Origin of the sequence: Hymenobacter coccineus (genome assembly GCF_001816125.1) — a bacterium.
GTDB lineage: Bacteria > Bacteroidota > Bacteroidia > Cytophagales > Hymenobacteraceae > Hymenobacter > Hymenobacter coccineus.
The window spans coordinates 1-10,566 of the sequence record NZ_MDZA01000074.1 but is presented as its reverse complement, the minus strand read 5'-3'; the positions used below and the strand labels follow the sequence as shown (position 1 = coordinate 10,566).

Annotated in this window: 16 protein-coding genes; 5 read left to right on the top strand and 11 right to left on the bottom strand. The window is 65.6% G+C overall.

Annotated elements, in window-relative coordinates; translation table 11 throughout:
• Together BEN49_RS05790 and BEN49_RS05785 are read right to left on the bottom strand one after the other, a co-directional pair.
• Window positions 1–785 (bottom strand): hypothetical protein (locus BEN49_RS05790; RefSeq protein ID WP_204376063.1); only part of this gene is annotated, 785 nt, incomplete at its 3' end.
• A 74-nt stretch (window positions 786–859) separates the two neighbouring features.
• On the bottom strand, window positions 860–1,816 hold the full coding sequence (locus BEN49_RS05785) for an alpha/beta fold hydrolase (RefSeq protein ID WP_204376062.1): 957 nt from the start codon (window positions 1,814–1,816) through the stop codon (window positions 860–862).
• Window positions 1,817–2,003: 187 nt separating this feature from the next.
• Here BEN49_RS05785 and BEN49_RS05780 point away from each other — a divergent pair, with 187 nt between their 5' ends.
• Window positions 2,004–3,302, top strand: coding sequence for a metal-dependent hydrolase family protein (locus BEN49_RS05780; RefSeq protein WP_070742037.1), 1,299 nt, complete (start codon window positions 2,004–2,006; stop codon window positions 3,300–3,302).
• Window positions 3,303–3,507: 205 nt separating this feature from the next.
• Here BEN49_RS05780 and BEN49_RS05775 read toward each other — a convergent pair whose 3' ends face one another.
• The 5 genes from BEN49_RS05775 to BEN49_RS05755 form a co-directional block, all read right to left on the bottom strand.
• Window positions 3,508–3,723 carry a hypothetical protein gene (locus tag BEN49_RS05775; RefSeq protein ID WP_158022761.1) on the bottom strand — a complete coding sequence of 72 codons (216 nt, stop codon included), beginning with the start codon at window positions 3,721–3,723 and terminating at the stop codon, window positions 3,508–3,510.
• Window positions 3,659–4,144, bottom strand: coding sequence for a hypothetical protein (locus BEN49_RS05770; RefSeq protein ID WP_125916555.1), 486 nt, complete (start codon window positions 4,142–4,144; stop codon window positions 3,659–3,661). Before BEN49_RS05770 ends, BEN49_RS05775 begins: the two co-directional genes overlap by 65 nt.
• Window positions 4,145–4,180: 36 nt before the next feature.
• The gene (locus BEN49_RS05765) at window positions 4,181–4,513 is read right to left on the bottom strand and encodes a hypothetical protein (RefSeq protein ID WP_070742030.1); all 333 of its coding nucleotides are present in this window, start codon (window positions 4,511–4,513) and stop codon (window positions 4,181–4,183) included.
• A 117-nt stretch (window positions 4,514–4,630) separates the two neighbouring features.
• Window positions 4,631–5,377, bottom strand: coding sequence for a hypothetical protein (locus BEN49_RS05760; RefSeq protein WP_070742027.1), 747 nt, complete (start codon window positions 5,375–5,377; stop codon window positions 4,631–4,633).
• Between the two features lie 57 nt (window positions 5,378–5,434).
• Complete coding sequence (locus tag BEN49_RS05755; protein WP_070742024.1) at window positions 5,435–6,001, bottom strand: thermonuclease family protein; 567 nt, start codon at window positions 5,999–6,001, stop codon at window positions 5,435–5,437.
• 70 nt (window positions 6,002–6,071) lie between these two features.
• On the opposite strand from BEN49_RS05755, the gene BEN49_RS05750 reads away from it, so the two are divergent.
• The gene (locus tag BEN49_RS05750) at window positions 6,072–6,290 is read left to right on the top strand and encodes a hypothetical protein (protein WP_070742021.1); all 219 of its coding nucleotides are present in this window, start codon (window positions 6,072–6,074) and stop codon (window positions 6,288–6,290) included.
• Between the two features lie 286 nt (window positions 6,291–6,576).
• Window positions 6,577–6,930: a YybH family protein gene (locus BEN49_RS05745; RefSeq protein WP_158022760.1), complete on the top strand. Its 354-nt coding sequence runs from the start codon at window positions 6,577–6,579 to the stop codon at window positions 6,928–6,930.
• A gap of 446 nt (window positions 6,931–7,376) precedes the next feature.
• Here the strand turns inward: BEN49_RS05745 and BEN49_RS05740 are convergent, their stop codons facing one another.
• The 4 genes from BEN49_RS05740 to BEN49_RS05725 all read right to left on the bottom strand — a co-directional run bounded on the left by BEN49_RS05740 (window position 7,377) and on the right by BEN49_RS05725 (window position 9,174).
• Window positions 7,377–7,775, bottom strand: a complete 399-nt coding sequence (locus BEN49_RS05740) for a hypothetical protein (RefSeq protein WP_070742015.1) — start codon at window positions 7,773–7,775, stop codon at window positions 7,377–7,379.
• A 33-nt stretch (window positions 7,776–7,808) separates the two neighbouring features.
• A complete protein-coding gene (locus BEN49_RS05735; protein WP_070742013.1) occupies window positions 7,809–8,000 on the bottom strand; it encodes a hypothetical protein in 192 nt (63 codons plus the stop codon).
• Window positions 8,001–8,030: 30 nt separating this feature from the next.
• Window positions 8,031–8,354, bottom strand: coding sequence for a hypothetical protein (locus BEN49_RS05730; RefSeq protein WP_070742010.1), 324 nt, complete (start codon window positions 8,352–8,354; stop codon window positions 8,031–8,033).
• Between the two features lie 73 nt (window positions 8,355–8,427).
• Window positions 8,428–9,174 (bottom strand): porin family protein, encoded by a 747-nt coding sequence (locus BEN49_RS05725; RefSeq protein ID WP_083325810.1) that lies wholly within the window; start codon window positions 9,172–9,174, stop codon window positions 8,428–8,430.
• Window positions 9,175–9,785: 611 nt separating this feature from the next.
• Between BEN49_RS05725 and BEN49_RS05720 the strand changes: the two genes are divergently transcribed.
• Together BEN49_RS05720 and BEN49_RS26630 are read left to right on the top strand one after the other, a co-directional pair.
• Window positions 9,786–10,100, top strand: coding sequence for a DUF8820 family protein (locus tag BEN49_RS05720; protein ID WP_070742005.1), 315 nt, complete (start codon window positions 9,786–9,788; stop codon window positions 10,098–10,100).
• A gap of 13 nt (window positions 10,101–10,113) precedes the next feature.
• Window positions 10,114–10,566 (top strand): hypothetical protein (locus BEN49_RS26630; RefSeq protein WP_204376061.1); only part of this gene is annotated, 453 nt, incomplete at its 3' end.

The following is a 10,566-nucleotide window of genomic DNA, read 5'->3' as shown; positions in this document are numbered from 1 at the left end:
CCCAGGGCCACGTCGCCGCCGGGCAGGGCCACCAGGCCGGTGGCGTAGTCGTTGCCCAGGCCCCCGCCCCGAAGCCTTGCAGCCATTGCCCGGTCGTGATGTCCAGCCGGGCCACGAACAGGTCGTAGTCCCCGGACCCCAGCCGGCCGGGCCGGGCCGAAACGATGGGCGGCAACGCCCCGAGCTGTAATTGGTTGCTGAACGCGCCGGTCACCACCAGTTCCCCGCCCGCGCCCAGCACCATGGCTCCGGGCAGTACCAGGTCGAAGCCCTCGCGGGTGGCCAGCTGCGCCACCCACCGCCAGCGCCCCGTCGAGCCCGCCCACGTAGCCGTCGCGAATGCCGACGCCCGACAGGGGCGGCAAGGTGCCGAATACCACCGGGGCGAAGCTGTTGGGGAAGCTGCCCAGGACCAGTACGTCGCCATCCGGCAGCACCAAGGCGCGCGTGGCCGCGGTGCCGCCCGGCGGCGTGAACAGGTAGTCGGCCCACTTCCATTGTTGGCGCTGGGGGCTGTAGCGGGCAATTACGGCGTTGGTGTAGCTGCCGGCCTGGCCCACCGGCCCCAGGTTGCCCAGTTGGGCCGTGCCGCTCACGCCTCCCAGCACGATGACGTCGCCGTTGGGGGCCAGCGCTGATCCATTAAACCCGGCTAAGTAGCGGTCGGCCACCGTTCGGGCCAGCAGGTCCCAGGTTTGCGCGCGCGCCGGACCGGCCAGCAGCACCAGCGCCAGCAGTCCCCACCGCAACGGCCCACCCCACCTCAGGTCCAGTCGCTTCTTCATACCGGTTAAGGTACAAGCGGCCCGCAAGCCCGCGGAAAAGAACGGCCGGTCGGCTGCCTTGCGTGGCCGTTTCCTTACCGGGCCGGGCTGTCCAGAAACTGCTCCACCACCGTGCGGTACTTGGCGGGCTCCTCAAACCAGGGGAAATGCCCGCTCTGCTCGAAAAACACAATCTTGGCCCCCGGAATGGCCTGTTGCAGGCGCCAGGCGGTGAGCGGGGCCACGTTCATGTCGTAGCGCCCGGTGAGCACCAGCGTGGGAAACGCGAAGCCGGCCAGCTTCGGCGTGAAATCGGCCTTGCCGGCGTCCTCGCCCACGGCTTGCCCCACCGCCGGCTCCAGGCCCACGTTGTGGATGGGGCCCAGCTTTTTGAAGTACAAGTCGCGCTGCGCCGCCGAGTAGAAGAGCAGGTTGAAGTGGGTGCGCATGCTGGCTTCAGCCGCCGCCTGCGTCACGACCGGCGGCTGTTTTTGCTGCTTTTCGGCGGCCATCGTTTCCGGAAACACTTCGTCAAAGAGGTGCACGAGGGTGTGGAGGTTGCTGCCCGCCGCGTCCGAGAGGATGAGCTTGGCCACGTGCTGGGGGTAGGCGCTGGCGTAGGCAATGGCGAGCAGCCCCCCGTAGGAATCGCCCAGCAGCAGCACTTGCGGCAGATTCAAACCCTGGCGCAGGGCTTCCAGGTCGGCGACCTGCGCCGCCAGGGTCTGGGGAGCGCCCTCCTGCACGGGCTTGGAAGCGCCCGTGCCCCGCTGGTCGTAAAAAATCACCTGGCGCTTTTGCGCCAGCTGCCGCCACACGTCCGTGGGCAGCAGGTAGGCGTGGGACAGGCCGGGTCCGCCGTTGACGACCAGCAGCGGCAGGGCGCGGCCGGGGGCCCCAAAAGTCTCGTAGGCCAGCGCTACCTGCGCCGTGGGAATTTTGCCCGCCTGGTGGGGGAGGTCCTGCCCGGCGGCCAGTACGGGCCCGGCCAGCAGCAGGCCGCACAGGGCCACCGAGTAGCCGGCGCGCCAGCTCATTCGAAACAACTTCATGGGCAACGCGGGAAGGTGCGGGGGAAAAGGGTTGGCGCCGGTGTCGTGGCCCGGCGCGGGTCACCGGGGCAAGGTAGGCAGGGGCCCCCGAAAAGGCCTGGGGCGGGCGACAACGCCCGGGGTCGGCGCATTGGGTGCCATATTGCCGCGGCGCCGGCGCTCCTCCTCCGCCGCCCGGTACTTGCTCATGCGTAAAAGCTGCTTTCTGCTGCTCCTGGCCCTTTTTTCGGTGGGGCCGCCCCTGGTTTTACGCGCGCAAGTCAAGGCCCTGCGCTTTGGCCAAGTCGTGGACGGCCGGGGCCACGTGTTCACCGACGCCGTCGTGCTCGTCCGCGCCGACCGCATCGTGGCCGTCGGCGCGGCCAAGGACGTGGCCATTCCCGCCGGCGCCGAAACCATCGACTTGACGGCGTACACGGCCATCCCCGGCCTCATCGACGCGCACACCCACATGTCCTTCTACTGGGACCGGGCCCCGGGCACCACCCCCTGGGCGCAGCTGGGTACCCTGGGGCCGGCCGTGACGGTGTTCCTGGCCCAGGAAAACGCCCGCAAGGCCCTGGAAACGGGCGTGACCACGGTCCGCGACCTGGGCTCGTTCGACAACATGGACTTTGCCCTGCGCGAGCTCATCAACCGGGGCGCCGTCGTGGGCCCGCGCATGTTCGTGGCCGGCAACGGCCTGCACATCAGCAGCTCGCCCTACAAGGTGGGGGCCATTCCCGACGCCGGGCAGTGCGACGGCGTGGAGGCCGTGCAGCGCGTGGCCCGCCAGCAAATCGCCGCCGGGGCCGACTGGATCAAGATGTACGGCTCGACCGGCAGCGACAAGGACGTGACCGGCTTCCAGACGTTCACCTACGCGGAGATGCGGGCCGCCGCCGACGTGGCCCATTTTGCCGGCAAGCGCATTGCCATCCACTCCTACGGCCCCGACGGGGCCCGCGACGCGGTGCGGGCCGGCACCAACACCGTGGAGCACGCCATCGACATCGACGACGCGACCCTGGCCGCCATGGCCAAAAAAGGCATCGTCTACGTGCCCACCGTCGAGCACAACCGGTACTACATTGCCCACCGGGCCGAGTTTGGCTACGACACCGCCGTGGTCCGGGCGCTGAACGGCTACGTGGCGCAGAACTTCGCCACCCTGAAGCGCGCCGTCAAGGCCCGGGTAAAAATCGCCATGGGCTCCGATGCCGTCTTCACGGGCTTCGGGGAGAACACGCGCGAGCTGGCCTGGTTTGTCAAGGCCGGCATGACCCCCGCGCAGGCCCTGCAAACCGCCACCACCACCGGCGCCGAGATGCTGGGCCAGGAAAAAAACCTGGGGGCCATCGCCCCCGGCTACCTGGCCGACTTGGTGGCCGTGGAAGGCGACCCGCTCCGCGACATCAACGCGGTAATCGACCACGTGAAATGGGTGATGAAAGCCGGCAAGGTCGGGGTCGACAAGACCCAGAACGGGCCCCCCGGCCCGCGCTGAACCCGGCCGAAGGCCCGCGGACTCGTGTTGGGCTTGCCAAGCAGCAGCACTTCTCGCGGCAGTGTCGGGAAAATCATAAAGTACTTGGCGCAAATAATTTAACCGATTCGCTCCGCTGCGAATACCCCAGCACCGGCCCGACAACAAAAAGGCCAGCTCCCGAAAATAGGAGCTGGCCTTTTTACTGCCCTGCGCAAATGCGCGCTTATTCCACCGTGAAGGAGCCCGTCACGAACAGGCTGGGCTGCCCCACCACCTCGGCCCGGTACTGCCGCACGCCCCCCGTCACGAAGCGCGTGCCTAGCGCGGAGCTGAAGGGTTCACCGGTGGGGTGCGTGCCCCCGTCCACGAAGTTGTCAATGGTGAGGTGCACCGCCACGGCCCCCGTGCCGCCCGTGGCCGTCACCTGGCCCGCGAGCACAGTGTTGCCCCCGTCCGCGGGGTTGGTGCCGCGCAGCGTGGCCCCGCTCAGGCGCAGCGCGCGGGCGGGGCGCCGTCGGGAGCTCCCCAAAGATGGCTTCGCCCGCTAGGGCCAACCCGCCGGCAGTGTCAGGTACCACGGCCAGCGCGGGCAGCGCCTCCACTACCGCGTAGGCGCCCACCAGCTGTCGGGCCCCCGCGCTGTAGTCATCAAAACCCGCCGACAGGTCGGTTTGCTCGGGATAGGCCGTGCCGTACACCTGGTTGAGCCGCACCAGCCGGGCCAGTGCATCATTCATTCGCTGCTGGGCGGCGGCCACGCGGCTCAGGCGCTTGCGCACGTCCCGGTCGGCCCGGGCCACGGTGGCGCGGGCCTTTTTGCCGCGCACTTTGTATTGTTTTTGATAAGCAGAAGTTGCCATAACGAATTGCAATAGGGAGGTGAGAAAAGGCCGGTGTTATTCGCCAAAGGCGGCTTCGGTCGGCAGCGCGGCCCCGCCGTTGGCGTCGGCCACGTCGGCATACAGCAGCGCGTCGGCCTCTTTGTTGATTGTCAGGTTGGCCAGTGTCTCGGAGGTGCCAAAGTCCACCATGAGGTCCGTGGCGGTGGGCAGGGCCGTGCCGTAGAGCGCGTTGAGCCGGGCGGCGCGGGCCGCGGCCGCGGCGTTGCCCAACTCGGCCGCCTTGAGTTGCCCCACCAGGGCGCGCACCTGCTTGCGGGCCTTGGTGTAGAGGGCTAGGGCCTTGGTGGCCCGGCGCTTGTATTGTTTCTGATAAGCTGTCAGTGCCATGATAATAAATGGTAATAGGAGAGGAGGCCCAGGGCCCCGTTAAAAAAAGTCAGGGGCGGCGCAGCAAAAACGGCCGACCGTTTCCGGCCGGCCGCTGGCAGTACCCCGCGTCGCCGCTTAGTCGGCGTAGACGATGGCCAGCGGGTTGCTGGCGTTGTTGTTGAGCGGGTACTGCTTGCCGTTGAGCAGCTGGTAGAAGTTCACGCCCAGCACGCCCAAAACCACGTCGTCCGCCGTCGGCGCTACCGCCAGCGAGGCCTTGATGGTCTGGTTGACCAGCACCGGCCCGTTGAGCGGCAGGCTGCCCAGCGGTGCGGCCACCGCGCCCTGCGAAATCGCGCCCGTCTCGAAGTTGATGGCCGCCGAGCCCAGCATCAACTCAAAGTGCGTCGCGCCCTGCGGGGCGGCCACGTCGGTCAGCCCGTTAAGGCTGGGGAGGCTGATGGTCAAGTCCGCGCTGGCCGCGGCCGTGGTGTACGAGCCGAAGAACACCTGGCTCAGCGAGGCCGCAGCGTTGAAGTCAAAGCCTACCAGCTCCAGGGCGTTGTCCTTGTCCATCACCCGGGCCCCGCGGTCGTTGGCCTCGTCCATCCCAATGATGGCGCGGGTCTTTTGCGTCAGGCGCGAGACCATCAGCGAGTCGCTGGCCGTGCTGATGAGCGTGCGCAGCGCCGTGCGAATGAGCTTGCCGGCCGTGCCGGCGCGCCCAAATTCGCTGGCGTTTTCGCGGGTGCGGGCCAGGCTGGCCGCGCTGTTGAAGGCCGCCTTGTTCGACGCCTGTTTCTGGCGGACCGTGCCGTTGCGGGCAAAGACCAGGCCCCCCACGGTGCCCTGCAAGCCTAAAATACCATTCTGTGATGCCATAACTGTAAAAAAATAAAAGGTGAAAAATAGGTTTGGCTGCTCTGATGAGCGGCTCAGTTACCAGGAGCAGCCCGCCCCGTAACGCCGCTTGTTTTGGTAGTTAAGTCCCCGCCACACCTTGGGCGGCACGGCCCCTGCGGCCCCGCATTTCCACAGGCCCCGCCCCGCCGCCTGGGCCAGGGCCTGCTGGGCCGCCCGTCCGGCCACCGCGTGCGCGGGGTCGTAGGCCCACGCCCAGCCGCGCACCACCAGCAGTGAATCCAGGGCCCCGGCCCCGCGGCCCCGGGCACCCGTCGCCGGCAGGGTCAAGCTGCCCAGCGTGCGCCCGTACAAGTCCACGCCGTGCCGCCGCAATTGCACCAACTGGCCCACCGGCAGCAGGGTCGCCACCGAGTCGGTGGCCTGCGCGCCAAACGCTTGGTCGTGCTCCGGTGCGTCCGCGCCCAGCAGCCGCACGCGCACCCGCTGCCCACCCGCCACCACGTCGTAAGTGTCGGCGTCCACCACCCGCGCCACGCGGGCTGCTTCCGGCAGCGGCACCGGTTTTAGGGCCCCACTGGCCCCGCCCAGGGCCGCCAACAAGGCCAGGCCGCTGCCCACCAAAAAGTGCTGTTTCGCGTTCATGGGCCGAACCTACCGCCCCGTTTTGCCGGTTGTATCTTCGCTGACCACCTTGACCCCAATCGGCCCCGTTATGCCCCAGGTTTGCATCTACCCCAAGGACGCGGCCCGCCTCACCGGCACCCAGTACACTACCGGCAAGCGCCTGCTCCAGCGCATCCGCACCAAGCTCGGCAAGCCCATGCGCGCCTACGTCTCCGTCGCCGAGTTCTGCGCCTTCACCGGCCTGCCCGTGGCCGAAGTCAGCGCTGCCCTGAACGGCCCAACGGGCGGGCCCGACCCGGCGCGCTAGTCCCCAGCAAAAGGCAGGCTAGAGCTAGGCTAGAGTTACCCTCGCCCTACTCTGCCACTGCCTCGGTAGGCCCTAACTCGACACGGATTGAGCGCGGATTTTCGTGCTGTAGTCTCAAGCTTTGCCACCTGTTGCCCGAACTATTATGCGGTTTTTTTGCTGCTATTTCCCCCTGTGCTAAATGATGAATAGCCGCACGCTTCTGCTGGTTTTGTCGCTGTCCAGTTGCTTCCGGCCGCTGGTAGCCCAAACCCGAAAGCCGGACGATAGGGTCCTTATCAAGGCCATGCGCACAGCCTCGAACGCGGCCATTGCCCGGCACGAGGTTGACGGCATCGCCCGGTATTGGCTGCCCGACTTCGTGCAGGTGGGGGGCAATGGCGGCTACAAAACCGGCAAAGACTCGGTCGTGGCCGGGTGGCAGAAAGCGTTCCGGCTGCATCCCGACGTGGTGTACGTGCGGAGCCTCCAACGCATTGCCGTGAACCCCAACGGCCTACTGGCCTGGGAAACCGGGACCTGGGTCGGCTCCTGGAGCCAGGGCGGCTCCTTTAAGGGAGGCGGCAACTACTCGGCGATGTGGCGTAAAAAGGACAAGGAGTGGCAGTTGCAGGCCGAGCTCTACGTCACCTTACACTAGGGACTCGCAGCGCGATGGCCCAGGCTGCCCGGAATGTAGCAAGGCAGTACCTCGTCCGTCAGTGACGCCCCAAAAAAGGTCCGGCCTGGATTATACCGGGGCCGGACCTTTTCCGTGTTCCTGCTCACCAGTGCCACTGCCGCTTCAATTACGCAAGCCGGGTTGGCCGCCGGGGCCCCGCCCGGCGCGGCCGTACCCCCTGCACTTCCCAATCCGCCGCATCTCCTGGTGTTGGAAGCACTCCACTACCTTGGCGTAAAGCATCTTGGTGAACTCGCAACCTCTTTATCGAATTCCCCTTCTGCTTCTAGCATGCGGTAGTAGGTATAGAAACAGCAGGCAAGCAGGATGAATAAGAGAAGGGCTAAGAGAGCGAGTATTTTCACAACCAAGCGCATATACTTCAGGCGATTAAAGGCAGCCTTGGGTGGGTCGGTGATTTGGGCTTAAATCGGTTTAGTAGGCGTCCTGAAGCTTAGAAACAAGAGCACGCAAGCTCCGATTTGCAGCCCCTGCTGCGCCAGTAAATGAACTATTCCCGCCGGGGTAGCATAGCTAGTGAGGGGACGCCAGCCGCTTATTATTTGCAGCAGGACGAATGCGTAGAGCAGCAGAAAAAGAATCTTGGCCACGCGGGCGCCCCGGCGGATGTAGTAATACACCACGAGCAGGGGAGGCGCGGCCGTGTACATGCTGAGGTAGCCGTACTGCGCCGGGCCCCGGTGCCGGGGTAAGTAGCCCAGGGCCACCAGAAGCCCGACCGCTGTGCTGATGGCAAAAGTCAAGAATAACAGGTTAGAGGCCCACACCTCGTAGCGGTGCTGCTGGGCGGCAGTTAGGGGCATCAGTTAGGGCAATTGAAGGCAGCTATGCGTTAGTTAATGGCTTGATTCTTGGCGGTGATGAGTGAATTCTTCGTTGTTCACCGCGCTTTTAGGTGCCTTGCTAATTTTCGGCGGATGAACGTGCACGTTGGTGAAGCGGCCCTCGCTGGCGGAGGTTAGCCCGGGCTTGCTGTCGTAGAAGGTGCCAGAGAATGCCCCAGGGCTCGTTTCGCGCAGCGTGGCCACGACGTTATCATAAAAAACGGGCGGCTCTAGTCAGCTCGCGCAGTACATGGCCAGCGCAAGCTGATACGGGGCGTTGGGTTGGTTCCCGGGCCTTTGAAAGTCTAGAGCGAGGAAACGTAGGTCGCCGGAGGTGGCATCGGCGGTATCTTCTAGTTGAACGGAAACGCTCACGAGTGAATCAACGCTCGATAAAATGTAGCCGGATGTAGCCGTCGCCTGGCAACTCACTACGCGGCCTTCCATGCGGAAACTGCCCGTATCGGCCGTAGTGGTGGCCGGTACGAGGTTTTCTTGCCTGGTGCAACTCAACGCAGTGCCCAGCGCAACTAACAAAAAGGCCAAAGCTGTTTTCATATAGCGGCGCAATTAATTAAGCTGGTGGAAGGCCGCCTTGAGCAGGCCGACGGTTGCGTCCTGGACTGCGCGGTTACTTGGATGACCCGAACAAGTAGGCGGCCGAGAGCTGAAACCCACGGTTGCGAATGACGGGCGCCTCGTAGGGGTTGCCGGCGTTGGGCGCGTAGTCCGCCCCAATGTTGCGCAGGCCCAGGCTGAAGCTGGCTTGCACCTGGAGCGCGTCAAAACCATAGCCCACGCCCACTTGCGCGCCGGCGTCAAGCTGCCGGATGTAATAAGTGTTGGAGTTGGCGTAGGTGTCGCCAGTTTTCACGTCGCCCGAGGCGGTGGTGCCCCCCGACACGGAGCTGCCGCGGCCCGAACCCGTCGTGCTTTGGTAAGTGCCGCCCAGCAAGAAGCCCACGTAGGGGCCGGCGAACACCTGCCCGCCGCGCCCGTTCGGCCGCTGGCTGTAAAGCAAGTTGACGGGCACCAGGAGGTAGTTGAGCTTCAATTCGTAATCCTGCTTATAGCTGAAGTCGTTGGGCTGGTAGTAAGAATGCGTGCCGTAGCCCGGGGCCTTGCGGGCGTAAAGCACCGCCGGCTGCACGGCCAAGTGGCCACCAAAGGCCAGCTGCGCCACCACGCCGGCTTCGAAACCGCTGTGGTAGGTGCTCGGGGTGGTGAAGTAGTCGGGGTAATCGGCCACGGTGAAGCGCGCCGAAGAAAGCGAGTAACCTACTTTCGGGCCAATGCTAAAGGTGGTTTGTGCGCTGGCCGGTGCGGCAACTAACGCCAGGCCGCTAACTGCTAACAAAGGAATAAAACGTCGCGTCATAAAAGGGTTAAATGGGGTGGTTACAGCTGCCGCGAAGCAGCGAAATGGTTTGGTCTTTGGCGGCGATGACGGTGTCCTTCACCGCGAGCTGCTGGCATAACAGTCCAATCTGGCGCAGTAGGCCCTCGTTGCTGGTCTTTATAAGTGGGTGCGCGCACGTTTGTGTCGTGCACCATGCGTGTTGCCTGCAAGAAAGCAGGTGGCGAATGAACTGTGCCAAACCCAGCCCGACTGAGTGGGCAATGAGTGGTAAAAACTCCTCCACTTCTTGGCCTTCGCCGGCGAGAACCTGCCCCCCAGCGCCATCGACGCGGCCGTGCGGGCCCCAGCTACGCAGCCGCCACGCCGATGCTGGGCAACGTGCGCTTGGGCCGGGCGGTGGCCCGGTGGCCTTGCCACGCCCCAAGTACACTTCCGCGCATTGGTAAGGCCGATTGCGCGCACCAGCACTATGGGCTTGCTGCAATTCTTGTTAGCACTTCGGCTTCAGGCGAAGCAGGAGGGAGGCGTTAGGAAAACTATTTACTAACTAAAGTAGTAATATGTGAACTACAATACTTAGTATTGCAGTGCGATTCCCATACCTCCACCCCCTAAACCCCCCGCTCCGCATGGCTGCCCTCACCCTCCAGTACCGCCACGGCGATGTACTCCTCGCCACCGTCGCCGCGCTGCCCGCCGGTGCCGTTCCGCGCCCCGACCTGGTGCTCGCCCACGGCGAAGTCACCGGGCACGCCCACCGCATTCGGGAGGCGGGCGCCGCCCGTCTTTTTACGCACGGGGCCACTACCTACTTGCACGTTACCGGCCCCAAGGCCACTTTGGTGCACGAAGAGCACCGGTCCATTGAGCTGCCCACCGGCGTGTACCGCATCTGGCAGCAGCGCGAGTACACGCCCACTGCCATCCGCACCGTGCTCGACTAAGCCCCGCCCGCCCATGTTCCGCATCGCCGCCCAAGGCCGGCTGGCCACCCGCCCCCCCGCACCCGCCGCCGGGCCCCCGCCACTCCCGGGGCCGTCTTTGCCAGGTGCCGCTGCTCCCGCGGCCGTCAAGGTGGCTGCTAATCCGGTTAGCGTATCTTCGGAGCGGGCGCGCATCCTGCTCTTGTCGGGGCAGGCCCCCGCGGCCCTTAGCGTAACGGGCCCGGTGCGGCTGCGCGGCGAAGCCCGCCTGCGCGAGCTGCCCGCCTCGTTAATCTGCACGCACCTCGACGTGCGCGACTGCCCCCAGCTGGCGCTGCTGCCCGAGCACCTGCGGGCCACCAGCGTGCGGGCTTCCCGTACCGGCCTGCGGGAAGCCACCGGCGACTGGCTCGTGCGCGAGCACCTCGACCTGGGCCAAAACCCCCACCTGCGCGTCCTGCCCGCGCGCCTCACCGCCCGCACCCTC